Annotated in this window: 24 protein-coding genes; 15 read left to right on the plus strand and 9 right to left on the minus strand. The window is 59.2% G+C overall.

Annotated features, from left to right (window positions below):
• Positions 1 to 68: 68 nt before the first annotated feature.
• Positions 69 to 719 (minus strand): hypothetical protein, encoded by a 651-nt coding sequence (locus ABIZ35_RS05510; protein WP_348218871.1) that lies wholly within the window; start codon positions 717 to 719, stop codon positions 69 to 71.
• Between the two features lie 232 nt (positions 720 to 951).
• Positions 952 to 1,272 carry a hypothetical protein gene (locus ABIZ35_RS05515; RefSeq protein ID WP_348218872.1) on the minus strand — a complete coding sequence of 107 codons (321 nt, stop codon included), beginning with the start codon at positions 1,270 to 1,272 and terminating at the stop codon, positions 952 to 954.
• Positions 1,273 to 1,388: 116 nt separating this feature from the next.
• On the opposite strand from ABIZ35_RS05515, the gene ABIZ35_RS05520 reads away from it, so the two are divergent.
• The 3 genes from ABIZ35_RS05520 (at position 1,389) to ABIZ35_RS05530 (ending at position 6,371) form a co-directional block, all read left to right on the plus strand.
• On the plus strand, positions 1,389 to 4,115 hold the full coding sequence (locus ABIZ35_RS05520; RefSeq protein ID WP_348218873.1) for a hypothetical protein: 2,727 nt from the start codon (positions 1,389 to 1,391) through the stop codon (positions 4,113 to 4,115).
• A 118-nt stretch (positions 4,116 to 4,233) separates the two neighbouring features.
• A complete protein-coding gene (locus ABIZ35_RS05525; RefSeq protein WP_348218874.1) occupies positions 4,234 to 4,638 on the plus strand; it encodes a BlaI/MecI/CopY family transcriptional regulator in 405 nt (134 codons plus the stop codon).
• Positions 4,635 to 6,371 (plus strand): M56 family metallopeptidase, encoded by a 1,737-nt coding sequence (locus ABIZ35_RS05530; RefSeq protein WP_348218875.1) that lies wholly within the window; start codon positions 4,635 to 4,637, stop codon positions 6,369 to 6,371. Before ABIZ35_RS05525 ends, ABIZ35_RS05530 begins: the two co-directional genes overlap by 4 nt.
• Positions 6,372 to 6,435: 64 nt before the next feature.
• Here the strand turns inward: ABIZ35_RS05530 and ABIZ35_RS05535 are convergent, their stop codons facing one another.
• On the minus strand, positions 6,436 to 7,137 hold the full coding sequence (locus tag ABIZ35_RS05535) for a DUF1559 domain-containing protein (protein WP_348218876.1): 702 nt from the start codon (positions 7,135 to 7,137) through the stop codon (positions 6,436 to 6,438).
• A 123-nt stretch (positions 7,138 to 7,260) separates the two neighbouring features.
• On the opposite strand from ABIZ35_RS05535, the gene ABIZ35_RS05540 reads away from it, so the two are divergent.
• Entirely contained in the window at positions 7,261 to 7,650 is a 390-nt protein-coding gene (locus ABIZ35_RS05540; protein ID WP_348218877.1) for a BlaI/MecI/CopY family transcriptional regulator, read from the plus strand.
• Positions 7,647 to 10,094, plus strand: a complete 2,448-nt coding sequence (locus ABIZ35_RS05545; protein ID WP_348218878.1) for a M56 family metallopeptidase — start codon at positions 7,647 to 7,649, stop codon at positions 10,092 to 10,094. Before ABIZ35_RS05540 ends, ABIZ35_RS05545 begins: the two co-directional genes overlap by 4 nt.
• Before the next feature lie 2 nt (positions 10,095 to 10,096).
• On the opposite strand, the gene ABIZ35_RS05550 is transcribed toward ABIZ35_RS05545, so the two are convergent.
• Positions 10,097 to 11,020 (minus strand): hypothetical protein, encoded by a 924-nt coding sequence (locus tag ABIZ35_RS05550; protein ID WP_348218879.1) that lies wholly within the window; start codon positions 11,018 to 11,020, stop codon positions 10,097 to 10,099.
• A 133-nt stretch (positions 11,021 to 11,153) separates the two neighbouring features.
• Between ABIZ35_RS05550 and ABIZ35_RS05555 the strand changes: the two genes are divergently transcribed.
• The 3 genes from ABIZ35_RS05555 to ABIZ35_RS05565 are packed head-to-tail and all read left to right on the plus strand — an operon-like array spanning position 11,154 to position 12,365.
• Complete coding sequence (locus ABIZ35_RS05555) at positions 11,154 to 11,567, plus strand: hypothetical protein (RefSeq protein ID WP_348218880.1); 414 nt, start codon at positions 11,154 to 11,156, stop codon at positions 11,565 to 11,567.
• Positions 11,568 to 11,610: 43 nt separating this feature from the next.
• Entirely contained in the window at positions 11,611 to 11,892 is a 282-nt protein-coding gene (locus tag ABIZ35_RS05560; protein WP_348218881.1) for a hypothetical protein, read from the plus strand.
• Positions 11,892 to 12,365 carry a nuclease gene (locus ABIZ35_RS05565; RefSeq protein ID WP_348218882.1) on the plus strand — a complete coding sequence of 158 codons (474 nt, stop codon included), beginning with the start codon at positions 11,892 to 11,894 and terminating at the stop codon, positions 12,363 to 12,365. The genes ABIZ35_RS05560 and ABIZ35_RS05565 overlap by 1 nt, the downstream gene beginning before the upstream one ends.
• Here the strand turns inward: ABIZ35_RS05565 and ABIZ35_RS05570 are convergent, their stop codons facing one another.
• Positions 12,366 to 12,878 carry a GtrA family protein gene (locus ABIZ35_RS05570; RefSeq protein ID WP_348218883.1) on the minus strand — a complete coding sequence of 171 codons (513 nt, stop codon included), beginning with the start codon at positions 12,876 to 12,878 and terminating at the stop codon, positions 12,366 to 12,368.
• Positions 12,875 to 14,242, minus strand: a complete 1,368-nt coding sequence (locus ABIZ35_RS05575; protein ID WP_348218884.1) for a UDP-glucose/GDP-mannose dehydrogenase family protein — start codon at positions 14,240 to 14,242, stop codon at positions 12,875 to 12,877. The genes ABIZ35_RS05570 and ABIZ35_RS05575 overlap by 4 nt, the downstream gene beginning before the upstream one ends.
• Before the next feature lie 317 nt (positions 14,243 to 14,559).
• Between ABIZ35_RS05575 and ABIZ35_RS05580 the strand changes: the two genes are divergently transcribed.
• From ABIZ35_RS05580 to ABIZ35_RS05590, 3 genes are all read left to right on the plus strand, one after another.
• Positions 14,560 to 17,787 (plus strand): diguanylate cyclase, encoded by a 3,228-nt coding sequence (locus ABIZ35_RS05580; protein ID WP_348218885.1) that lies wholly within the window; start codon positions 14,560 to 14,562, stop codon positions 17,785 to 17,787.
• Positions 17,788 to 17,840: 53 nt separating this feature from the next.
• Complete coding sequence (gene smpB, locus ABIZ35_RS05585) at positions 17,841 to 18,326, plus strand: SsrA-binding protein SmpB (protein WP_348218886.1); 486 nt, start codon at positions 17,841 to 17,843, stop codon at positions 18,324 to 18,326.
• Between the two features lie 178 nt (positions 18,327 to 18,504).
• Positions 18,505 to 20,106, plus strand: coding sequence for a PQQ-binding-like beta-propeller repeat protein (locus ABIZ35_RS05590; protein WP_348218887.1), 1,602 nt, complete (start codon positions 18,505 to 18,507; stop codon positions 20,104 to 20,106).
• Between the two features lie 109 nt (positions 20,107 to 20,215).
• On the opposite strand, the gene ABIZ35_RS05595 is transcribed toward ABIZ35_RS05590, so the two are convergent.
• On the minus strand, positions 20,216 to 20,560 hold the full coding sequence (locus ABIZ35_RS05595; RefSeq protein ID WP_348218888.1) for a hypothetical protein: 345 nt from the start codon (positions 20,558 to 20,560) through the stop codon (positions 20,216 to 20,218).
• 182 nt (positions 20,561 to 20,742) lie between these two features.
• Positions 20,743 to 21,759, minus strand: coding sequence for an NAD(P)-dependent alcohol dehydrogenase (locus tag ABIZ35_RS05600; protein ID WP_348218889.1), 1,017 nt, complete (start codon positions 21,757 to 21,759; stop codon positions 20,743 to 20,745).
• Positions 21,760 to 21,874: 115 nt separating this feature from the next.
• On the opposite strand from ABIZ35_RS05600, the gene ABIZ35_RS05605 reads away from it, so the two are divergent.
• A complete protein-coding gene (locus ABIZ35_RS05605) occupies positions 21,875 to 22,225 on the plus strand; it encodes a helix-turn-helix domain-containing protein (RefSeq protein WP_348218890.1) in 351 nt (116 codons plus the stop codon).
• A gap of 74 nt (positions 22,226 to 22,299) precedes the next feature.
• Here ABIZ35_RS05605 and ABIZ35_RS05610 read toward each other — a convergent pair whose 3' ends face one another.
• Positions 22,300 to 23,142 (minus strand): tetratricopeptide repeat protein, encoded by an 843-nt coding sequence (locus ABIZ35_RS05610; RefSeq protein WP_348218891.1) that lies wholly within the window; start codon positions 23,140 to 23,142, stop codon positions 22,300 to 22,302.
• 526 nt (positions 23,143 to 23,668) lie between these two features.
• On the opposite strand from ABIZ35_RS05610, the gene ABIZ35_RS05615 reads away from it, so the two are divergent.
• The 3 genes from ABIZ35_RS05615 (at position 23,669) to ABIZ35_RS05625 (ending at position 25,712) form a co-directional block, all read left to right on the plus strand.
• Positions 23,669 to 23,980, plus strand: coding sequence for a hypothetical protein (locus tag ABIZ35_RS05615; RefSeq protein ID WP_348218892.1), 312 nt, complete (start codon positions 23,669 to 23,671; stop codon positions 23,978 to 23,980).
• Between the two features lie 227 nt (positions 23,981 to 24,207).
• Positions 24,208 to 24,603 carry a VOC family protein gene (locus ABIZ35_RS05620; protein ID WP_348218893.1) on the plus strand — a complete coding sequence of 132 codons (396 nt, stop codon included), beginning with the start codon at positions 24,208 to 24,210 and terminating at the stop codon, positions 24,601 to 24,603.
• Positions 24,604 to 24,824: 221 nt separating this feature from the next.
• Positions 24,825 to 25,712, plus strand: coding sequence for a GGDEF domain-containing protein (locus ABIZ35_RS05625; protein WP_348218894.1), 888 nt, complete (start codon positions 24,825 to 24,827; stop codon positions 25,710 to 25,712).
• The last annotated feature ends 39 nt before the right edge of the window (positions 25,713 to 25,751 follow it).

Genomic DNA, 25,751 nt, shown 5'->3' on the forward strand with positions numbered 1-25,751 from the left:
AAGCAAAAAACGCCGACGCCCGTGGACAGTTAAGTCCACGGGCGTCGGCGTTTGCTTTTGTCGTCGGATTACGCGGTTTTCGAATTTGTCTTTCGAGCGCGGAATACAATCGCCGCGAGGCTCAGCGCGAAGACGCCGAGTGTGAGGGGCGCGCCGGGTTCGGGGACTCCGGACACCCTTCCGGAGAAGTTGGCGGTGAAGCCCATATCCTCATACTTTAAAAAACTTTGGCTGTCGTTGATGGTGAACAATCCCGGTCCCAAGCCGGCGATCATTTGACCACCTGTGTAGGGATCGATGCTGGGATCGTGAGCGACCTCTACTTGGTAGATAGCTGAGCCATCAAAGATAGCGGCGTATGTGTTTCCGGTCGTCAGGGTGGTGTTGATGCCCGTGAAGCTAAAGGTGGCGATTCCGCCCGCAGTCGTACCCGCCAATGGCCCACTGGTGTAGAGCGCGCTTCCGGTCGTCGTCGATCCGTTCCAGGAAAAAAGCGAGAACGTGAGCGGAGCCTGGGTATCCACGAAGGTCGCGGAGAAACTATCCAAAATGTTGTCGGTCGGTGCGGTAAACGTCTGGCCGACGGAACTGAAGCCAAAGAAGTTGTGGGTCAGGTTCGATGATGTCGAGACCGTCGTTGCGCTGAAGGATGGCGAAACCACAATGGCAGCAAGCGCTGCGGATGTGAAGGCGACGAGAACAATGTGCTGACACTTCATGAAGTATTATCCTTAGAGATGAGATGATCCGCGCGGCCATTCGGGCGGTCTGTCGCGATCGCGTGTCATCGCTTCGAAACCCGCAGCGATCGGGAGATCATTCGAAGGAATTTCTTCATGAATTATCACTGCATTTGTTGTGCCATGATTGCAAAAAGACTATCTCAGGATCTATTGCTGCATAAATAAGGACGCGCCGGCCTCACGTTGCAAGGCCGGCGCTCCTTGCTTTCTAACGGTCGGCGTTTGTTTTGTCCAGCGGAACAACACGCCACTCTGGGGCCGGTGGCGGCGCCGCGCGGTACTCATTAGAAGTTGCGAGAGGGTTCCTGCCCGATGGCGAAACAAAGACCGCGACTTTATTGAGCCGCGTCTCCAGAGCTTTCACGCGCTTTTCCAGAGTGGCGATCCGCGCCGATTCGCTGGCGTCGGCGAGGCTTATCGCAGGCGTTACGGGCGGCTGCGCCTGCGTGCGCAATGCGCCAGATCCCATCAAAAAGCCGGCGCTTCCTCCCAGGGCGAGCGCCGCAGTGATGACAGTACGATTGTTCATGATTTTCTCCTTGTAAGAGACGAACGCCAAAGAGTCGCTGCGTATCAATAGATCGCATCACGAGTTCTTTCCTTCAATTTTCCAGAGCAACGCGCTATACTGGAGATATGAACCGAGTGTCGTATTTTCTAGTGGCCTCCCTGCTTTTGTGTGTCTGTGATTCGGCGCAGGCCATCATCCCGGAAGGCAAGCCTCCCTTTATCGTCGGCCCGGCGCGCGACCCGCTCACATTGGAGCAGGCGCTGAAAAAAGCGCCGCCTTCGCAGTCGCAAGTGACGCTTGCCGTGGGAGCCGAGGGGCTCTATCTTCCGCAGGAGGCGCCGCTGCCAGCCTCGGAGGCAAGGGCGCCAAGCATCGCGGCGGCGTTTGGGTTTCTGGCGAAGGACTTTCACGATGTCACGGCGATCGCGCCCGCGACGATGACCGTGCTCAATACCAACCCAGGCAAGCCGGATCCCTATGACGGGATGCCGTCCTCGGATGCGTTCAAAATGCTCTTGGGGGCTTTGAGCGACGACCAGTGGAAATTGCTCACGGGCAAGCGCGGCCTCAGCGTCTCAGACCTAGTGACCGAGGAACAGAAGGCGCTTTACCGGGCGATGTTTCCCGACGGAGTCGTCTCATTTATTCCGCGCAAGGGCGGGTTCGCGCAGTTTGCCCTAGTCGAACCGCCACCAAAGTTAGAGATGAGCGAGCTTCTGAGTGGGCGTCTCCGACTGACGCGGCGCACGGAAATTTCCATCCCGATCGTGGGTGACCCGAATACGTCGATTGGGGCGTCCGCGCCGGTCACAGGCGCTCCGGAATTCGCGGCGCTGGGCGGGAACAGCGGTGAGGGTCCGCATGAGAAAGTCTATGGCGCCACCCTGCGCGCCACCGTTCCCAATGTCCTGAAGAAGTCTGACCTGAGCGATGAGGGCGACGCATTCTCCGCCGCGATCGACTTGACGAACGTCAGCACGGTCGGCGATCTGGTCACACGCATCGGCGTCGCCACGCATACGGAGCTTTATGCAGACGGACGCTATGAAAAACAGCGAGTAACGCTCCTTGGCCCTCAGTCCGCGCGCGCCAGAGACCTGCTGCGGGCGCTCGCGCTTTGCGTTCGCGGTACATACCGCAAGGTCGGCCCGGCGTATGTGCTGACCAACGATCTGCGCGGCTCTGGGACGCGCCGCATGATCCTGACACGGTTCGCCCAGCAGGCGGAGATGGAGCGTAAGGCCGCGATCGCGGCTGCGGGAGACAGGGCGATCCAGAGACGCGCGACATCGGAGGAAACGATGCTGAGCGACGCCCTGACTATGACCGATGCGCAGAAAAAGGCGGCGCTCGCCGAGCCGGGCTATATCCCCGGCGCCGACCTTTCCTCCCGGGTTCCCCTGAGCGCGCTCACGCCGGGTCAGCAGCAACTCGTCCAAAGTCTAGTCCGGGATTGGAACGACACGCATAAAGTCTCGACCGATCCTCAAAATCCGTCCACGAGGCTAACCACCGAGACGACAATTTGGCTTTCCGCGACGTCGACAGTGCTTTTGGACACCGAGGCGCTGCATGGGACGGTCGTGATGGACAGTTATCTCGGCGTACAGGAAGCCCTGCGCCCTTCGTCAAAGCTGCAGGAAGAGTTTTGGCAAAAGCGCGGCCGGGCCGAAGCTCAGAAATATCAGGAGGAACAGGCCGCAAAGCCCGCCGCGCCGGCGCCGCCTCCACCCGCGCCGGCTTTGAAGGCCGCCTTTGCCCATTTCGGGCGCCGCGCCGTGATCGCACAGCCGCGCACGGCGGCCGAGGTCGATCATCTTATCTCCCAAGTAAAGGCGATCGGGTTCAACGAACTCTGGCTGGATGTTTTCTCTCAGGGTCAGTCGCATCTGAGCGGCTCCCCGGATATCCTTACGGAAGCGCTCGCCAAAGCCCAGGGCGCGGGAGTCTCCATCGTTCCGATCCTGACGCCGCTGGACTGGGGCGCCGACGCCCCTAAGGAGCTTCAAGACCGGACGCTGCTGGGCGAGAACTCGGCGCAGGCGGGCGCATGGGGTCAGCATTATCAGGATGTCGCCAACCAAAACTCAGAAACGATGGAAGCGCCCTCGGAAGTCTTCGTCAGTCCCGCCGCTCCGATGGTCGCGGACACAGTGACAAATCTGATCGCCCACATCTCAGCAACACCCGGCGTCGGCGCCGTCGCCGTGCGCGCGAAAGCGCCGCTTGGGTATGAATGGGGCAATCCCTTTCAAGACCGCACTTTGGGATATACCCTCGGATTCACCGAGCCTCTGCGCCTGGCGTTTCTGCGCAGCCGCCACGTCGATCCCATCGATATGGATCCTGACGCCGATGCCGGGCCTGCCGTATCCGCGCTGTTTATCCCGGAGTTCCGTGACTATGCGCTCGAAGGCGCGGGACGGCCCCAGTGGGACGAATACCTAGCGGCCGTCTTTTCGGATTTCATGAGAAGACTACTGGCGTCCGCGAAAAGTGACGCCGGCCGCCCTCTGGGACTGCTCGTTCCCGCACAGGGCAGCGTTTGGGATACGGGATGGTACGGCCTTTGGGAGGATCCCCAGAAGCCGCTCCCGCGCATCGTCACGGCTCCCTGGAACGGCGGCGATGCAGAACGCACCGCCGTCGATGCGAGCAAACAATCGCGCCTCAATCTCAAAGCCTTTTCTGGCGACGTGACGGATTCTCCTACGCAGCTGCTGGAGGCGCTGCAAGCCATGAAGCCGCACTGGGACGGCTTCGTGATCGATCTGACGGATGGAAACGCAAACGACGCCACACTGGCCGCCCTCGCGAAAAGTCTGCATTCAGCCCCCAAAACCGCCGCCCCTAAGGGTTAGCGTAGGCGAACTAAAGAGAGCACACAATTTTTTCTCCCTGTTGACTAATTGACTAGTCTGCCGTATAATAGCGACAGACTAGTCAATTAGTCAGACACAAAGAGAGGAGGAACAATTTGTGATACAGCGAACACGCTCACTGGGTGCTCAGGAATTGGAAGCGTTGCGCCATATTGCTGACCATGGTCCACTCACCGTCCGTCAAATGACGGAAACGTATGGCCGAACTCATAGTCTGGCTCGCACGACGCTACTGACTACGATGGAAAATCTTCGTAAAAAAGGGTTTGTCACGCGCCAGGCAACGGAGGCGGGGTTTTCTTATACCGCAGCTCAGCCCAAGGAGCAGGTATTGGAATCGCTGGTGCAGGAGTTCGTGCAGCGGTCGCTGGGGGGATCGCTGGCGCCGTTTGTCGCGTACATCACGCGCGCCCAGGGGCTGACGGACGCGGAGGCCAATCAACTCAAACTGCTGGTTCAAGACTTGGAGCAGCCTACGGAAAATGAGGAGGAGGCGCCATGACATTATCACAGATCCTTATGTCCGGAAACGCACATGCCGCCGCCGTACTCTCCGTGCTTTGGCGGACAAGCCTGCAAGGGACACTTTTCATCGTGCTTGTTTGGGCGTTCTGCCGTCTCGCTCCTCACCTTTCAGCCTCCTCCCGATGCTGGCTCTGGCGACTATCTTATCTTAAACTAGCGCTGGGCCTCTTCGGAGGCGCCATTCCGATCATGCTTCCAGCGCGGACCACACCGGTGCGATGGGCTGCTTTTGCGCCGATCGCAATACACCATTCCGGCGCGGGGGTCTCAGCCGTCGCCTCGGCCAATATCCAGGGTACGGCCATTGAGAACTCTCACGTTCTCCCATCGCCAGAGTTGATCCTCGCTGCTTTGTGGCTCATAGGCGTCTTATGGTGCGCGGCGCGAATGCTGGGTCAGTGGGTGGCGCTGCGGCGATTGATCGAGCGCGCCGCTCCCATTGTTTCACGGAACTGGACGGACGATTTAGCTCAAGTCGCCGCCAGCATGGGAATCAAACGACTTCCGGCGCTCAAAACATCCACCGATATTGGGGCTCCGCTCGTCGCCGGTCTCCTGCGGCCCATCATCATCGTGCCGGCGAACCAAGTCGACATATTCAGTCCAGAGCAGCGGCGTATGACGCTCACGCATGAAATGGCGCACTTGCGCCGCGCCGACTTGTGGTGGTCGCTGCCGACGGCCATTCTGACGGCCCTGTTCTGCGTGCATCCTCTCGTTTGGCTTACTCGCCGTGAAGAGGAGTTGGCTCGGGAGGAGGCTTGCGATATGCTGGTGCTGGAGTCTGGGGGATTGATCGCCGCCCGTTACGCGGAGTTTCTCGTCAATCTCGAAATGAAACACGGACGTCATTGTCCAGCGGGATCCCTCGGAATGAGCGCCGGATTTCACTTATTGAAACGGAGACTGCAAACGATGAAACGGATGATAACAACCCCCGTATGGGGCATGAAGGCGACAGTGTGCGTCCTGGCGCTTGGGGCCGCCGCCGCGCTGCCGTGGAGCGTTCAGGCGAAATCGAAGCCCACTGAAACGTCCCTGCTAGGAGTTTGGAAGATGCCTAGCAATCCAGATCATGACGATGGCCGTTCCTACGATTATGTGGCCTTTAAACCTAATGGCGTATTCGAGTGCAACACTGCCCACAGTATCCCACATCTTTTTGGGACCTACTCAATGAAAGGGAATCGTCTCAAGGTTATCATGACACGGGCCATGTGGCGCGAAGGCGTGGCGAAGCCGTTCCATTCGGAACAAACCACACGTTACCAGCTCAGCGGGAACACTTTATTGTTTCTAGACGGCGCGAAGTCCATCATCCGTCTGACACGCGTCGGAGACGCCGGCAGCCAAGCTGCGGACAACAAGGCGAAGCCGCCCACGCCGCCATCCATGATCGCCGGAGGGGTTATCGTCCGGTTCCCGGAAATAGCCCCAGGCCACTCCATGAAGATTGAGGCCCGCGACAGCAACGGAAGAGTTACGACCAAAGGCTACATTTGCCGACATCCCGGTGATGCGAAGACGACATCGGTTCAGAGCCTACCCGAAGATGCGCCGGTCCAAGTGATTGCGTTCATCGATGACGCCGCATGGTCCAGCAGTCCCAGCTACGTAGACATCAAGGATCCTGCCCATCCCGAATCGGTCGAATTACGTGGTTTTTTCGTGACTTCGGAAAAATCGGTAACGTTCCGTAACTTCCAGTAGAACCCAACTAGACGCGGCCTGACGTCTTCCAAACAACGTCAGGCTGTTTTCGACACATAGGCGCTTACGGATTAGCCGCCGGATCGAAGTTCGCCGCCTTCAGCCGCTCGGGCTTATACCATTTGGCGTGGCCGTCGTAAAATGCGAACACGGCGCCGTCGGTATGGCGCGTGGCCGGCAGATCGTTCCATGTCGGAGCGCCGCTGGGGAGGTCGACGGTCGGGGCGAGGAAGTTGCCGTTGTCCAGCACATGCCCCGTTCCCGCAGCCGTGTTTTCGTCGATCAGAAGCACGCATCCCGACGGCGCCTGCACGGATGCGTCGGTCATTCCGCTCAGCCGCGAGTTCATCGTGTAGCTCAGCGTATCCCGGTCCGCGTTCGGGTCTGACGGACATTTGTAAACCTGCGTGCTCTTGACGTACGTATAAAGCGCCCCGTTCGGAACCGGCAGTTTATCCGAGGCGCACGCGGACGCCGTGTTATCGATCAGTTCCGGCAGCACCCAGCTGCCATTCCCAACACCGGCGCAGGCGGCAGTCGTCCCATGAGATCCCGACAGCGGCAGCGCCTCATCGTTATCCTGAATGTACTGTAGAAACGCCAGTCCTAGCTGCTTGGTGTTGCTGAGACATGACGTCTGCCGCGCCTTCTCCCGCGCTTTGGCGAAGACCGGGAACAGAATGGCGGCGAGAATCGCAATGATGGCTATGACTACGAGGAGCTCGATCAGAGTAAAGCCTTGCGGCGTGAGACGACGATTGTTCATAAATATTTTCCTTACTCTTAAAGACGCGAAAAACCGTGAAATGTTTCGCCTCTAAAATTTCAATTTGACATTTTTCGTTTACCATGGTAAACTTCAAATAACGTTTACCGAGGTAGATCATTGATGGCGAATACGAATCGGATGGGTAAAGTGCAGCTGCAAATTATGCAGGTGCTTTGGGATCGCGGCGAGGCGTCGGCGAGAGATATTACGGACGCCTTGAACGAAACGGCTCCCATTGCCCATAGCACGGTGCAGACTCTGCTGCGCAAATTAGAAGCAAAGGGCGCGGTGGCGCATGAGGCGCGGGGACGCATCTTCGTCTTCAAGCCGCTCTCAGAACAGACCGACGTCAGTCAAACCGCGACACGCGACCTCCTCACCCGCGTCTTCGGCGGCTCGGTCTTTGGATTAGTCTCGCACTTATTGAAGCACGAGCGCGTGCCGGACGACGAACTGCGTCGTCTGCGCGCCCTGATCGACGAGGAAACCGAGCCGGAGGCAACACGATGATCATCTTCGCACAGATTGCCATCGGCGTTTGGCTTCAGTCGGGCGTTCTGATGCTGCTTGGCCTCCTCGCTCTGTGGGCGGCGCGCCGACATGGCCCCGGGTTGCAGACGCTGATTGGGCGTTGGGTGCTAACGGGCGTCGCCGTCATCGCAATCGCCTCTCCGCTTTCCAGCTTACTGCCGCCATCCTGGACACTCTCCTTACCAGCCATCACATCCACGGCTGCCGGAGGTTCCACGCCGCCAGCGACAGATATTGCTGTTCCTACACATTCTATCCGATTGACATTGGACAGCGCCGCCGAGTCAAACCCCGTTTCAGCCTCCGATCAGAAACCTCCGTCGCCGTACACGCTTTCGGTCATGGGGATGTTCCTGACAGTTGTCGCATGGCTATGGATCGCGGGAAGCGCACTGCTGCTGATTTGGATGATCATCTGCCAAATCGCGCTGCTTCGCCTTCGGCATATCGCACAGCCGCTCTCAGATGGCCCTGTTTATGAAGCGCTTGCCGCGCTTAGCCGTCGCCCTCCCAGTCTGTCTGTCCATGACTCCGTTGCGAGCCCATTTCTCGCAGGTGTAGTAAGACCGTCGATCTTTCTTTCCAGCGACTTCGTGCAGCATTCCGATCCTGCGGATCAGCGGGCGGTGCTCGCGCACGAGCTAGCGCACCTTAGCCGCCGCGACTGCATCTGGAACCTTGCCGCACGACTGATTTGTATCGTTCTCTGGACACAGCCCTTCCTGTGGCTGCTTTGCCGTCAATTGGAGCATATCAGCGAAGACGCCTGTGACCTTGCCGTGGTTGAACGCGATTGCCCGCCGCGCGAGTACGCGAACTTCCTGCTGACTCTCGCGGAACGGCGGCAAGGGTCGCACATCCAGCGGGCCATCGGCGTCGGCGTTGTTCCCTTCCGATCCGCCGTCGGCCGCCGCATCCAGCGTATTCTGACAGCGGCATTGACGCCCGCCCGCGCCTTGACGCGACGCCTGCGAATCGGCGTCACCATCGGCGCCCTCGCGGCGGCTAGCTTCAGCGTGCTGCTTCTCGGCGCAGGCATCGACGCTCCGCACTTCGATTGGGCCAAACAGCAGGGCTGGACCGTGCGCCCAGTACGTGTCGTTTCACTGAACCATGGGAGGCTTTTTACCAGCGCAACGCCAGACTATGAGATTTCCAAGGAAAATCAGGATCTGATCGATCGTATCGGCCCTGGAATGACAGCCAATTTCTTTGGGAAGAATGGGCAGGAAGCACCGCCGGCCTCAGTCAAATCCTCGCTGGAGCGGATTCTCGCCAAGCATCCTCATTTTTTCTATGCGGAGTATCTGCTGGGAGGTTGGTACAACCATCACGGCAATTACAAAAAAGGGCAGGAATGGGTCAAGGCATCCCTGCGCGACGCTCCTGCGGTGCTTGCGGGTCGTACCGAGTATGACGACGGCTCGCCGGTGGTGGGATGGAGATTCCGGACCTCCATTGGATGCAGCGGGATGAAAAATTCTCAGCAGCATCCCACTTGCCTCCTCATCTACCCTTATGTGATTACTGACGCCGACGGCTGTTATTATCTGCCGGTTTACCGGGCGCTTTATAGCTCTTCGGGAATCAATGACATGATAGACCGCGCCGCCAATCGCCAAGTGACAGCCGCTCGGTTTTCAGGCGACGGTTTTGCACAGGAACTCGGCGGCGCTCTCTCGGAACCGCGTGGGAATCAAATTGAAAAGTACAAACTGATCTTAAATAAAGGCTTTATCGCGGAAAGCCATGTCGGCGTATTGCCAGTCACACAGATTCGCTCCCGCGTCAATCTCCACGCCCCTTTTGATCAATCGTTGGGTAAAGTCAATCATCCTATCCCGGTCACCGCACCACAGCTGTCCCTGTCATGGGAACCGTACCCGCACGCCTTCCGATATCGGATCATCACAGGAGAATACTATAACAACGCCAAGGGGCAACCCATTATCTGGACTCCCCTCAATATTCCGTCCGATCATCGCTCGAATACCATTGAGGTGTCTCAAACTCATCTCACTTTAGATTTGGCCGGGAAAAATCCCATCTTCAATCGAAACCGCGTTTACTTGCTGAACATTGAGGCGATCAATTGGAAAGGAGAGATCATTTCCGATTCCGGGCCATGTTACTTCCAGCCAAAATCCGCGCTGGCGCCCATGCCACTCGCGGAGGCATTTTACTCTCGGTCATGGGGTACGCACTTCAAGGTGACATCGGTGACAAAATATGGTGACGGCGTTATTGTAGAAGCCACACGTATTTCAGGATCCAATTACCGCGATGTTGATGAACTCGATCAGCGAGGCCGGCTCTTCGGACTTGCTCCTGCAGGCGGAAATTTCGGCGGGAACGCCACCCTTGGCCAGCAAGTTGAAATGACCTATCGACCGTATGATCAAATTATCTCAGAGGCCCGGTGATCTTATCGATCTGGGAAATAATATTTGCCGCTGTCGTCCAATTGATAAACACGGCGATCATACACCCACGCCACTCGCGGCACGCGTCGCAGGAATTCATTCAGCGTTGGCAGCGCTTGCTGTAAATCTTGCTGGCTCTCTGGCGGCAAATGCCGGCGTAACCAGGCGCGCGCTTCGGCGCTGCGCCCGATCATATACAGATTGGCGTAATAGCCGATGACGAACGCCATCCGTGCGATTCCATCATCTTCAATCGATACGAGTAATTGACGTTGATATTCCTGCGCCTCACGCATCGAAGCTTGGCGGTAATGGCGATTGAGGATTACAAATCGACGGCCGCGAAGCTCCCCCACGACCACGGTCCCCGGGCATTCCCCATGCGACATCTCCACGTCTATTAGCCATGGCCCCTCCATCGGCGCGACGCTATTCACAGCGTACAAAACTCGACCATCCGCCAGGCGATGGACAGCGTCAAACAAGAAGATCGTCGTCATCAATGTATGGACGCTTGGCGACTGAGTAAAGTAGTAAGCGCGGCGAAGAGTTCGAATATTCACAACTGGGGCCGTCTGCACATACAGTTCACTCGGCTTGCGTCCTGTGATTTCGATCAAGCCGACTTCCTCTACGGACGCCGTTTTGATCTCCTTGACCACGCGTCCTTGTGAGTTGACGATCGACAATTGAGTGGAGTCGTCGTCATAGCGGTCATTATGTGTAATGACCACTTGGTATCGCCCCCAGGAAAAACGATTGGGAGAGTTGCCGTCCCAGCGATACAGCACGCGCTGTGCGACGGGCTTGCCGGGCAGATCGTGAAACAAGTCAGTCGCGGCGTACAGCGACTGCGCTCCGCAAATCGCAAGGCACACGGTGAAAATGCATCCCAATATCCATTTGCCGGCCCATTTGAGCCCCATGGTTCGTTTCCCTTCCCATTGCCGCGACAAAGCGCACAGCCTTTGGATTCATTATAGTGGCTGCCGCCCGGTATAATCGACACAGACCAAAAGAAATTTATATGCGCCAAGGCGCGGGAGCGAGCAAAGAATAATGGATCTTAATCTGGCGGTGATCGCGGACGCGGCGAATGTTTCGGCGGAAGGCAAGCTCAATATTCTGGGGATTTTTGAAGACATTTTCGCCCCCACGCTGCCCGCGACGCATCCACTGATGGTGCTGGCGGTTTCGCTGCGCGCGGAAATGCAGGAGCAGGGAATCAAGCATATGCTGGAGGTGAAGCTGATCGACGCCGATGGCCACACCGTCAACTATGTCGGCCCAATGCCGTTCGAAGCGCACGCAGGCGCGTCCGCGCGTGCAGTGAATATTCCGATGATCATCAACCTCACGAACCTAAAGTTCGAGAAGTTTGGAAGTTATCGATTTGATATCTATCTGGATGGAAAGCTGCTGAAGGAAGTCGCGCTGACGCTGAGCCCGACGCAAACGGCGTCACCGAGTTAAGCGGCTTTGGTATAATAAAGTTATCAAGTTCGGAGGTGATTTCATGACCGTAACAATCGATCTCTCACCCAAGGAAGAAGCGCAACTCGCACAGGAAGCGCGAAATGCTGGCCTCGATACGGCTACACTCGTCAAAAAACTCGTCACTGAGCATCTGTCCCCCAATACTGAGAACTCTGATCCAACGCTGCAGTTGTTCGCGGAATGGAAAAAAGAAGATGCACAAATGACTCCGGAGGAGATGGAACAGGAGCAGCGTATTTGGAGTGAATTTGAGCGAAGAACGAACGAAACGCGGCGAGAACTCGGAATGAGGGAGCTATAATGCCGCGCCTGATTGTTTTGGACACTTTTCCATTAAGCAGTGTTGCCAAAAGAGAGCCAATGCATGGTGCAGCGCCCACTCTTCTCGACCGATGCCAAGAATGGGTAAAAGAGTGCATTCGCGCAGGCAATCGAGTTATCGCTCCAGCCATCACTTATTATGAAACGCTGCGTGAACTTGAGCGCCTCAATGCAACAAGTCAGATTGCTCGTTTGCGCGCTTTCTGCATCGCAACTCCTGAGCGCTATCTTCCCCTTCAGGACGCCGATCTCAATTTAGCCGCCAAGCTATGGGCGCAGTCCAGAAATAATGGACTTCCCACATCCAGCCCAGAAGCTCTAGACGGAGATGTCATCCTCGTCGCTCAAGTTCTTTCTATTCAAACCGATTTAGAAATTGTAATCGCAACCACAAATGTTGGACATTTGAGCCAATTTGTCGCAGCCGAGTTGTGGTCGGATATTGCGCCGTGACTACTTCTTAAATGTCCAATGCCGGTTGGCGAAGTAGTTCCAGAAGACGACGACGCTGGTGGCGGCGGCGAGGGCGCCGTTGACGAGCCAGAAGCCGTAATGGGCTTTCCCCTGGCCAGTCAGAATGTCGTTCAGAACTTGGGTGAAGTGGGATCGGTCGCCGATCAATCCGCCGCCGGAGCTGGTGAAGTGGGCGACGATCAGGGTGACGATCGAGTTGTTGAGTAAAAAGGCGACGATGTTGACGGCAAGGAAGCGCAGGGATTGCGCCTGGGGGGAATGGCTACGCCTCTCCTTGAATGTCCAGCGGCGATTCCAGATGAAGCCGTTGCACACAGACAGGAGAAATGCGACCGTGAGGGCGGACATCAGCGGAAAACCGGCTTTGTGGTAAAGCAGGTTGAGGACGCCGAAGTTGATGACCGAGCTGCTTGCGCCGACGATCCCGAACTTTACGAATTGTCGAACGCCGGGCCGCTGTATCAGCGGCCCGAACGTTTTGGAGGCGATCATACGGAAGGGACTGCTTCCTTCTGGGTAGCGGGCTTGGCGGCGGTCGGAGCGCCAATCGGGGACAGCGGCGCGCGGCCGATGCTGTGGTACTCGAAGCCGTTGCGGCGAACCGTCTCCGGATCGTAGATGTTCCGGCCGTCCAGGATCAATGGCCGGTTCATGATGCTGGCGAGGCGCTCGAAGTTCAGGGTCTTGAACTCGTTCCACTCCGTCACCACGATCAGGGCGTCCGCGCCCGCCGCCACTTCGTAGGCGTTGGCGCCATAGGTGATGTGAGGGAAGATGGCGCGCGTGTTCTCGATGGCGATCGGATCGTAAGCCTTCACCGTCGCGCCGCAGGCGAGCAGGTCGGTGATGACGTCGAGGCTCTTCGCTTCGCGCATATCGTCCGTGTTCGGCTTGAAGGCGAGGCCAAGGACGCCGACAGTCAGGCCCTTGAGGTCGTCGCCGCCCAGAACGCTGTGGATCTTGCGGATGAACCGGCGCGGCTGCTCGTCGTTCGTCTCGATCGTGGCCTTCAGAAGCGGGAAGTCATAACCGAACTCCTGCGCGGTGTGCAGCAGCGATCGGGTGTCCTTCGGGAAGCACGAACCGCCGTAGCCGAGACCGGCCGACAGGAACGGAGCGCCGATACGGCTGTCGAGGCCCATGCCCTTGACGACCTGGGTGACGTCCGCGCCCGCGACTTCACAGATGTTGGCGACGGCGTTGGCGAAGGAGATCTTGGTGGCCAAAAAGGCGTTGGAGGCGTACTTGATCATCTCGGCGCTTGCGACGTCGGTGATGATCATCGGGCGCTCCAGCGGCGCGTAAAGCTCCAGCAGGCGCATGGCGACCACGCGGTTTGGCGCGCCGATGACGATGCGGTCCGGGACGAGAGTATCGGTGATGGCCGAGCCTTCGCGCAGAAACTCGGGGTTCGAGACCACGTCGAAGTCCACGGCGCGGCGGCGGTTGGTCATGATCGTCTGGCGGACAAAGTCGCCGGTGCCGACCGGGACGGTGCTCTTGTTGACGATGACCTTGTAGCTGTTCAGCGCGCGGGCGACGCCCTTGGCGGCGTCTTCGACGTAGGACAGGTCAGTGGAGCCATCTTCACGCGGCGGCGTGCCGACGGCGATGAAGACGACCTCCGCCTTAGTCACGGCGGCGTCGAGGTCGGTGGAGAACTGAAGGCGGCCGTCGGCCACGTTTCGGGCGACCATCTCTTCGAGGCCCGGCTCGTAGATGGGCATAATCCCCTTGTTTAGTCCGTCGATCTTCGCGGAGAGCTTATCGACACAGACAACGTCGTTGCCGAGGTCCGAGAAGACAACTCCCGTCACCAATCCAACGTATCCTGTGCCGATCACACAAATATTCATGCAAAGTACCTTTCTTTGAAACGCGAGGCCGGCTGGGGAATGACGCGCCGGTCCGGGGGATCAAGCAGCGGAGAGATCAACAATTTTTTCGATGCTTAATCTACCAACACTGCAAAGTCCGTGCCAATCCCGTTTCCAAGCATCCAACCATGGCGGCTCGCGCCGCCGCCCCGCGCGGGACAAAGACCAATCGCTCTTATTATACACGGGGTTTGGCGAGAAATCAAATGGACGCATACTAGGATTCCGCCAATATTTCCTATCCATGGATTGCTGCGATCCGCCGATAATGGAAGGGTAACACGCGGACTATATCCATGGAACAATTTTTGCGAAGATTTCTGAGGCGAAAGCCCGGCTCCTGGCGAGCGCCCCACGCAGCGCGAATCGTTGCGATTCTTGCCGCTCTGCTCTGCTGCGCCGCCCAGGCCCGCGCCCGCCTGCCGCTGGCGCAGTATGTCGCCTCCACCTTTACCACCGCAGACGGTCTTCCGCAGGCGTCGATCAAATCGATCCATCAGACACGCGAAGGATATCTCTGGCTCGCCACTCAAGAAGGGCTGGTCCGCTACGACGGCGAGCATTTCACCACATTTACCACGCGCGGCACTCCCGGACTCGTCAGCAACAATATCCGCAAGATCGTCGAAGACTCAGACGGAAACCTCTGGATACACGCTGGCTCCGGCGTCTCACGGATGCACAGCGGCGTGTTTCAGGACATGACGCCTCACGTCAACGACGGAAGCATGAACCGTGTCCACAATATTTTCCGGGCGCTCGACGGGCGCATCTATGTGCATACAGACTCGCGGTTCTACCGCTGCGAACAGGGCAAACTGGCCGAGTGGGCCAACTTCACCGACTGCACCGGCATTACCGGCTGGCCCGAACCCCAGTATGTCGTAACGCCCAATGGGACTCTCTACTTCTCCCAGATGTCCAAGGTTTATCGTGTGGCTGAGGCGGGGCAGCCCCGTGAGTTGGAGGCGCTTCCCTTCGGATCGTCCGGTTCAATGGCGTATTCCGAAGGTCAGATCTGGGTCGGCGGAGGCAATGGGCTCTATCTTCTTTCCGACGACGGCAAACTGAAGAACGTCACGCCCAAGGAGTTCGCCGCTCAGCCCGTCACACAGATCATGGCGTCCGGCGATGGCGCTCTTTGGACACAGATAGGTCCTATCCTGTATCGACTGCGCCCGTCCGGTGCGCGATTAACGGTCACGGGCCATTATCCGCTGGGAACGATGACGCTGGCGCTGTTCCGAGATCAATACTACAATGTCTGGGGAACAACCCAGGGCCAGTCCAAGAACAGCATCGTTTTGTGCGGAGCGAACGGTCCAGAATTTTGCGTTACGGGCAGCGCTTCCGCGATAGAGTGGCGTGCGAAGCCGATCCTGCGCGACCACGAAGGCGTCGTCTGGGTCGGAACGCGCGATGGCCTGCAGCGGCGGCGTCCCCTGCTCAATCGCACGCTTTACTCCGGCGTTCAACTGCCGAATGCCGAAGTCAGCTGTGTATTGGTGGACCGCGCCGGCCGCACCTGGGTCGGCACGGCGGGAGCGGGAGTAGGCCGGCTTCAAGGAGACAAATGGATTGCGGCGGCGCCGGCGCTCCTCCGAACGGGAACGATCGGTTCGCTGTGCGAGGATGAGCGCGGCGGCCTCTGGGTCAGCCGGTCTGGACGGCTTTATCGCTGGGATCTCGCTCAGAGCGTCCAGGATGTGACCACGCCCTTCGCCCTGACACTGGCGAAGCCGGCAAACTCTTCTCTGGGCACAATCAGTGCGATCCAGCAGGACGGACACGGCGGCCTCTGGATCGCAGGGCCTGACATCTTCCATTATGACGGCGTACACGTACGGCGCTTCGGATTGACCAATCCGGATTTTGGCGGCCGCGCCTATGCGATCTGCCCAGATGGAGCGGACGGCGTCTGGGTCTCGGGCGGCATGGGCGTCGGCCACATTTCCGGCGGAAAGATGCAGTGGTTCGGAGCCGATCAAGGACTGCCGTCCGTACCCGTTATCGACATCCTTCTTTCCCGAAACGGCGACCTGTGGATGGGAACCTGGGGGGCGGGCATCGTGCGCTATGCAAACGGTAAGTTCCAAACGATCAACGCCATGGACGGCCTCTACGCCGATTCCGTGCATAAAATCATGGAAGACCCCGACGGCACGCTGTACATCAACAGCAGCAAGGGCGTCTTCACTGTGAACGAGGATGAGATCAGCCAATACGCGGACGGAAAAAGCCGCTCCTTCGTCTGCACGCCGCTCGACGCCGCCGTCGGCGTGGACGCCGGCGAAGGAGCGGCGGCGACCTCTCCCGCCGGCTCGCTCGCTCCTGGCGGCGGATATCTCTTTCCCGGACAGCATGGCCTGGCTCACATCGTCCCGCAGATGGCGACCGTGGAGCAGCAGCCCGTCGTGATCGAGGATGCGTTTCTGAACGGCGTTCCTACATCGGCGAACCACGCGGCGACAAAATCGCCAGGCGAAGGGTCGGCCAAGTTCCGGTTCGCCTGCTTATCCTATATGCGTTCCGGCGGGTTCCGTTACTGGTACCGCCTCGATGGGTTCGATAAGGGCTGGACCGAGGCTGTCGACGACCACAGCGTGCGTTACACCAACCTGCCTCCTGGCAGTTATACGTTCCGGGTGATCGTGCGTGAGGGCGCCAATCCGCTGGTAATCGGCTCGGCGTCGTTCGCCTTCACCCTGCGTCCGCATTTTTACGAATCGCTGCCGTTCCGAATTCTTGCTGTCCTGCTTATCATCTCGCTGCCGATCGCCGGCATGACCCTGCGCAGCCGCCGACTGCGCCGATCGAACCAGATTCTCGAAGCGCGAGTCGCGGAGCGTACTCAGGCCGTGGCGCAGGCGCATCACGACCTGCGAGCCATGCATGCCGAAGTCCTGGCGAAAAACGAGGCGATGCAGAATGTCCAGATCGAGATGGAGGCCCAGAACGAGGAGTTGGTCCGCGCGCAGATCCTGCTGGAGCAGCAGAACGCCCGCCTGGAGACCCTCGCCACCACCGACGGCCTCACCGGTCTCACCAACCACCGCACGTTCCAGGAACGTCTGGACGCCGAGTGGCGGCGCGCGAGCCGGCATGGTATCCCACTGTCGATGATCCTACTCGACGTCGATCATTTCAAGCAATACAACGATACCTTCGGGCATCCTGAAGGCGACGTCGTGCTGAAACGGGTCGCCGATCTTCTCCGCTCCGAAGCGCGTGAGACCGATACCGTCGCCCGCTATGGCGGAGAGGAATTCGCGATCATCCTGCCGCAGACAGATCAATTGGCGGCGTTCCATCTGGCCGAACGTATCCGGACGGCCATTGAACAGCAGGAATGGCCCCGCCGCGCGATCACCATCAGTCTCGGCGTTTCCGCCGTGCGCATGGACATCTACGCCCCGGTCGATCTGGTGACGCGCGCCGACGCCGCGCTCTACGATTCCAAGGACCGCGGACGCAACCGCACCACGATGTCTACCTCCACCAAGCAGCCCCAAGCCGCGCGCTAAACGTGCGGCTTCCCGGACGTTTCCCATCGGCTCGAATCTGCTATAATAGAGATATGGCTACTGGGACTAAAGGGAAGGACGACGCTAAGAAGCGCAACGTCTCCATTCTTAACCGAAAAGCGCGCCACGAGTATGAGATCGAAGAGACTTACATCTGCGGCATCGCGCTGACCGGCACGGAGATCAAATCGATTCGCCTGGGCCTGGCGAACCTCCAGGATTCGTTCTGCCGCGTGCAGGGCGGCGAGATGTGGGTCAACAACTTCTACATCGCCCCCTACGACCAGGGCAACCGCTACAACGTCGAATCCCGTCGTGTGCGCAAGCTGCTGCTGCACAAGTGGCAGATCATCAAGATCTCCAGCCGCGTGAATGAGCGGGGACTTTCGATCGTCCCAACCAAACTCTTCTTCGATCGCGGCTATGTCAAGATCGAGATCGGAATCGGGCGCGGCAAAAAGCTCTGGGACAAACGCGATAGCATCGCCGCCCGCGACAGCGACCGCGACGCCCGGCGCGAGGCGTTTGGGCGGGATTAGGATCTCGGCCTAAAGCCGACCAAAGTAAGCGCATGGGTGGCATGCCAGCAGCTCTGGGCCAGCATGAAGCAAAACGCATCCGACCACCATTGGTTGGAACCGCTGAACGCAATCCATGCCTGCCCAAAGCTGCCGGCATGCCACCCGTGGACATTTGCGAGTAGATCAAGTAACTTCCATGCCCCTCATCGACCTCACTACCTTCGATTTCTCCCAGGAACTCCCCGGCGACGGCGCGGCGACGCGGCGCACGGCGACGGTGCGCAATGACGACGCCCATGCGGTGCTGCATGTCGGCGTGCGGTCGCCGGCGCCATGGGTCGAAATCTATCCGCAGGAGTTCGCGCTGGCGCCGCTGTCCGTGCAGACATTGGTGGCGGAGCTCCGGCCGGAGCGAGCCAGAGACAGCTCGCTGGCGCCGATCAAGGCGGCGCTGCATGCGCAGTATCTGGCGGTGGGGGCGCAGGACGCAGCCTCGCTGCCGGCAGATGTTGCGATCGATCTGAGCATCGTGCCGCCAGTGGCGTCCTGCCCGAACTGCGGCGCGGCGCTGCCCGAAGGCACGCGCGAGTGCCGCCGCTGCGGCGAACGGATCCGGCTGTGCTCCGTCTGCGGCGCGCCGAATACCTGGATCGCGCACACCTGCCGCGTCAACGCTTCGCACATCTTAAGACGAGAACGCGACTGGACCACAAGCCCCGGTGGCCGGCCGGCGCGCGACGGCGGCGATCCTTTGCCGCTGGGCATTCAGCTGGCGCGCCGCTGGTCGTCCCCTTCGTTCCCTGTCACCAATGCCGCTGAAGCGCTGGAATGGAGCGCGCCACTGCTGGCGTTCGGCATGGTGATCGCCGCGGCGATTGACTCGACGGCCGGTCGCGCGTTCATTCAATCCTTTGAGCTTGCGACGGGCGCCGCCCTTTGGGAGCACGAACTGTCCGACTCGCGCGGCTTGTACCCTGATCGGGGCGCGATGTCCATCGATCCGACGGACGGTATGCTCTACGCGGCTACTCTCGGAGGAACCGTCACGGCGATCGACGCCATCCGGGGCGCGCTCCGCTGGAACAGCCGCGTTCCGGGCGCCGTTTATGGCGGCGTGCTGGCCACTCCGGGGACCGTCCTTGTCCCCGCCGACGATTCTCTGTACGTCCTGGACCGGACGGATGGGGCGATCCGACACGTCTTCCAGCTCGGAGGACGCCTGGACACTGCTCCGGCCGTTGAAAACAGCGCCGCGTTCGCCGCCTGCGACGACTCCCATGTTTACGCCTTCGACCTGGACCATCTGACCGAAACATGGCGCACCGCCGCCGATGGCCCGTTCAACGCCGCGCCGATCTTTCATGAGGGCTCGGTGTACGCCGCGACCATGACCGGAACGGTCTACGCCTTCGACGCCGCCACGGGCGCCATCCGATGGCGCACCCTGGTCACCCCTAAAGGCGTCACGGCGTCCCCGGCGCTGTCCCCCGATGGCCTGCTGTTCGTCGCCGGTAACGACGGCTTCCTGCACATGATCGCCGCCGACACCGGCAATTTGATCCGCTCCCGGCGCGTCAGCGCCGCTCCCTTGCGCACGGCCCCCGTATGCAGTGGCTCCACAGTATACGCCGGCTCCGACGACGGCAGTCTTTACACCCTTGATACCGACTACATCGTCCATCGTTCCTACGAAACCACACCCGGAGCCCGCATCGCCTCCGCCGGCCTCGCCCTCTATGGCGACACCCTCGCCTGCACCGCCACCAACGGGATTTTATACGTGCTGCGCGCGGCGTAGAGGCCGAATCCAAAAACCAACTGAAAACGGCCCCGCGTGCATTGCACGCGGGGCCGCCGTTATTTCCGCCTTCGCAGAGCGAAGGTCATAGACTGGATGTCGATGCCCGCTACGGAGCGGCGGGCATGGTCGGCGTCGCGGGGACGGTCGGAGTCACCGGAGTGGCCGGGATCGCGGGAACGGCCGGGTCGATCGGCTTCACTGGGGCCGGATCCGTCGGCGGAATCGCAGGAGGGGTCGGCGGCGTGGGGACCGCCGGCGGCGTCGTGGGCGGCGTCGACGGTGGCGCGGGCGTCAGCGGCGGGGTCGGCGCGGGATCGGCGGGAATTGCCGGAGCGGCCGGAGGCGTGGGCGGCGACGGGTCTTCGGCGCGCGAAACCGGGGCGCTGAGAAACAGCAGGCCCGCGGTGAGGGCCGTGGCGCCCCAAAGTGCGATCTTCTTGCGGTCGGTCATGTTTTCTTTCCTCGTTGGTTGTTCTGTCGGGCGGCCTATTCCGCCATCGCAGGCCACGTGGGAGTGACGAGCATATGCCGGGCAAAAAAATCGGGATTTTTGAATTCTAAATTAGCATATGCCTGCATGCTAAATCACAATTAAAAGATCCAAACATGTTTTGCCCGCAAGCCACATTCGGCTCAATCGCCAATACGAATGACGACTTTACCGAAGTGTCTCGCTGTCTTAAGATACGCATACGCTTCAGAAGCTTCATAAAATCCGAAAATTTTATCGACGATAGGATGAGACTGATGCTGAAGCAAGGCGGCGTTCATGGATTCGAACATCGTTCTTGAGCCGACATAGATGCCCTGCACTCGGATATTCTTCCCTAGCATCATGCCGGTTTTGATCTCGCCCGCCGCTCCGGTCAGCACGCCCACCAGAGTAACCACGCCGCCGTAACGGACCGCAGCCAAGGACTGATTGAGGGTGCCGGCGCCGCCGACTTCGACGATATTATCCACCCCATAATCATTCGTCAGCGCCAGGACCTGCTTGCCCCATTCCGGCTCGCTCTGGTAGTTGATCGTCAGATCCGCGCCCAGAGCTTTGGCGCGCTCCAGTTTTTCATCGCTGCTCGACGTGATGATCACACGGGCGCCCGCTATCTTGGCGAACTGCAGCGCAAACAGTGAAACGCCGCCGGTTCCCTGCAAGAGGATGGTGTCTCCCGCCTTGATCCCGCCCACATGGACCAGCGCCTGCCACGCCGTGACGGCGGCGCAGGGAAGCGTCGCCGCTTCTTCGTACGACAGATAATCCGGAAACTTGACAACTCCGTCTTCGTGAAATACGACATATTCGGAGAGAACACCGGGGATGGCGCCGCCCAGCGCGGACACGGACTTCTCGCGGGTCAGCTCGCCATCGAGGTACTTCTGCATGAAGATTCCCGCGACGCGGTCGCCGGCCTTCACCCGCGTCACCCCCTCGCCGACTGCAATCACCTCTCCAGCTCCATCGGACAGGGGAACCAAGCCCTCCTCCGTGCCCGCGCCATAGCTGCCCTCGGCCACCATTAAGTCCCGGTAGTTGAGGGACGCGGCGCGGATCTTCACAAGTACCTGTCCATATCCGGCCTGCGGCGTCTCGCGCTCCGTAAGCGTCAGCGCCTCCAGGCCCGATCCATTTCGTAATTCATAACGTTTCATGGTTGTTCTCCTCATCCACTGATGATGCTTGATTATGACGAATACAAGCGTTCAGCGCAAGTACGCACATATTTGTGTTATACTCACAAAAAAGGAACTAATGGAGTAAAGAGAAATGCGCGCGAAACGATTTGACTGCTCGTATGGGTGTTCGGTGGAAGCGACTCTGGATGTGATCGGCGGCAAATGGAAGTCGGTGATCCTGTTTCATCTGCTGGGCGGCGCGAAGAGGTTTGGGGAGTTGCAGCGGATGCTGCCGGGCGTCACCCAGCGGATGCTGACATTGCAGCTGCGCGAGTTGGAGGAAGACGGCGTCGTGCATCGCGAGATCTACCGGCAAATCCCGCCTAAGGTCGAGTACTCGTTGACGGAGTACGGACAGACACTGGAATCAATCCTTTGTCAGATGCGGGAGTGGGGGGAAGGCTTTGTCGGGCGAAACGCTGGGAACAAAGCCGGCGTCTGAAAACACAAGAAGACAAATAAAACGGCCGCCTTGGGGGCGGCCGTGAATCGATGCGCAAGAATCCCAGATCAGTGCTATTGAGGAGCAGAGGCGATGATGCGGTCCGCTTCGGCGTAAGCCGCTTTGGCGTCCGCCATCCGTCCGGAACGCTCGTAGACGACGCCAATATCCTTCTGAGTCTGAGACTGCGCGACTTTGTCGCCCAGCTGCGCGTAGAGCGCGCCGGCGCGTTTGAAGCTGTCCAGAGCCTTGTCGTACTGCTTCAGACGTGTGAAGGCGCGGCCGAGATTGCTGGCGGTATACGCGGAGTACTCTTTGTTTCCCTCTTTGTCGAAGGCGATGAATGCATCTGAGTAGACGTCTACGGCTTTGGCGTAGTCGCCGGAGACGGCGTAGGCCGTTCCCAGATCAGCCTGCGTGACGGCGATCGCATGCGGCTCGCCCAGCTTCTTGCGCAGCTCCAGCGCCCGCGTCTGGAGGGTAATGGCGCGAGGAGCCTGGCCCTGTTTGAGGGTCGCATTCGCGAGAGCGCTCAGGCTGCGGGCGATCGCGGTGTCGTCACCACTCTTCTCAGAAAAACTTAAGTTCAGCGTGTCGTAGTAAACAGCCTGCGCCCAGCGGGATGTCTTATAGCAGACAAAGCCGAGCTGATCGAGAAAGGCGGCGGTATTGCTGTCATCCTTCGCGATTTTCGATTTTTCCAGGCCGTCGAGAAATACTTTTTCCGCGCCCACATAATCGCCCGCGTCCTCAAGCTTGAGGCCCTGCTGAAAGAGATCTGCGATTTCCTTGGTTTTGGCGACGTGAACTCCGGACTTCGCTGAGCTGCTCGGCTCGGCGAAAACCGCTCCTCCGGTCAGAATGACCGTCATCAATGTCGCGCTCACTAATGAGCGATAGAAACTGCCGCTATGCATGGATGAGAGCTCCTCATGTCCTCATGGACCACTGCTCCAATAGATATATGATGTCGAAAATCGAGTCAAAGTTCTAGTATTGATCACAGTATTATACTAGAAGAAACGGCAAAACACAGAAGATATTAGCCATTTAATTGCAAGTTCAAACAAGCAGACAGTCAGAAAGATGGATTGCAATGCGTGAAAATAGTATCGGCAGCGATATCAATGGAACAAAACTATACTATTTATCAAAATATCTCTTGACATAATCGCCGCAAAATGGTATCATTTTAATCTAGATATGGGATTTCTTCGCTCAAGAATAACGAACATATGTTCTTAAAGAAAATTAATGATCACGGGAGGACGATTATGGGCGAGCTTTATCATTGCGGCTATCCTGGGCGCGCTCCCGAGGATTTGCGGCGGATCGCGGAGCGTTTGGACGCGACGGTGGTGGATATCCGCTATAGTGCGCTGATGGCGGCCGAGCCGCGCTGGCGCGGCTCGGCGCTGGCGCGGCTCGGCGCTGCGGGAGCTTTTGGGAGACCGGTATGTCCGCTGCATCGCTCTGGCCGATCACGATGGCTGCGGCGCGGCGGCCGGCGCGAGCTCCATCATCGACTATCATCTGGGATTGGAGTTTCTGCGCCAGATCGCCGGCCCCATGATCCTGCTGTGCGGCTGCCGGGATTCGCGTCATGGGCACCGCGCCGCAGTCGCCCGGCGGTTGTGGCTCGAACACCGATGGGACAGCCGCGAGCTCGATTGGGACGACGAATCGGCGTTTCCCCCGCATTCGGAAGCGTCCTACACCCGACTGTGCCGGGGGGAGCTGGCGCACCGCGCCTAGCCCAAATTATTTACGAAGATTTATGCTTGCTTTGACCCAGTTAGCGCACTATTAAATATTCAGTTCAATCACTCGCTCGCCGGCAAGAGCAGGAAAGTCGAGACTCAGTGGTGTATCTTTGGCCAAACAGGCGTCTCCTTTGGCTTTGGTATGTGGTTACAGCACAATTCAGCGGAGTGCGCCCGCTTTAATCGATTTGTCATAAATCCGGACTAGGAGTTGAAGCGATGAAACGTGTCACTGGTATCGGCGGAATTTTCTTCAAGTCGAAAGATCCAAAGGTGTTGACCGATTGGTACGCAAGCCATCTCGGCATTCCGCTGGGCGAGCACGGCGAAGTGATGTTCAAATGGCGTGGCGCGGAGCCTTCGACCGAGGAAGGCGTCACCGTTTGGGCGCCGTTTCCCGAGGACACAGACTATTTCGAACCAACAAAAGCTGCGTTCATGGTCAATTACCGAGTGGATGACCTCGACGCTCTCCTGGAAGCGCTCACGGCAGAGGGTGTCGAGATCGATCCGAAGCGCGACGATTCCGAATATGGCCGCTTCGCCTGGATCACTGATCCCGAAGGCAATCGGATCGAACTGTGGGAACCCCCAAAAGAAGAACAGGCTGTGTAGAGGCTGACCTACCCCAGCTCAATCCTCCGCCACCCTCCCAAATCCCACGCCGGATCGCGCTTCCAGCCCTCGCAGATGTACTGGAAATGGCGGTTCGGCGGCCTTCCACGCCTGTTTACCCTGTAAATCTTCACTAACCCTGCCGAAGAATCCCTTGTGATCATCATCACGCCCGCACGCAATACCGCGTTTTGGGAGACGATGAACGATAGGTGAGGAAGATGAACAACGCCTCCATACGAGTGCGAAAAATAGGAATCGGAGCGGCAAGCGCTGCGGCGCTGATTGAGTTGGCGCATTTGATTGCCCCGCGTCCGACAGCAGACGCGGCGGGCAGGCTGCGGTATGTGCTGGAGACAATGACGCAAAGCGTCGGTCTGACCGGGCTTCTGATCAGCTGGGGTTTGATCGCCGTGCTCTTTGCCGCCGTGGTGATCCTGGCGTTCGGCCGCAGCGGCCAGCCGGAACTCATTACCGAAGCAAAGCGCGAGGCGGAAGTCCAGGCGGCCGCACGGCGCAAGGTCGAGGAGCAGCTGCGCGAGGCGCAGGCGAAGCTGGAGGCGCAGGCCAAAACGATCGAGACGCTGAGCGAGCGAGCGGAGGCGTCCGCCGCCGTTGATGGACTGACAGGCCTGCCCAACCATCGCGCCTTCCACGTCAAGCTGACCGAGGAGTGCTGGCGAGCGTCGCGCTATGAAGCGCCGCTGTCCGTGGTGGTTCTGGACATCGACCACTTCCGCGACTACAACGATACCTTCGGTGTGACGGCCGGCGACGACGTTTTGAAGATGACGTCCGCGCTGCTGAAGCGCGCGGCCCGCGCCTGTGACTGCGTGACCCGCTACGGCGGCCAGCAGTTCGCGATCATCCTTCCGGAAGCCACGCGCGCCCAGGCCGAAGCCGCCGCCGAGCGGTTCCGCGAGATCGTCGCCGGCGGTCGCTGGCAAAAGCGCGGCGTTGTCGTCAGCGCCGGAGTCGCCACGCTGGATGTCGGCCAATCCGCCTCGGCCCTTGCCGCTCAGGCCGAGCGCGCCGTTTCCGTGGCGAAAGCGCGGGGGCGCAACTGCATCGCGACCGACTGGGAGCAGGCGGAGCGGATGGCGGCGTAAGAAAGCCCTCACCGCCAGGTCTAGGATGGCCCCTCCGCC

The sequence above is a fragment of the Capsulimonas sp. genome, from assembly GCF_039929585.1.
Taxonomy (GTDB): Bacteria; Armatimonadota; Armatimonadia; order Armatimonadales; family Capsulimonadaceae; genus Capsulimonas.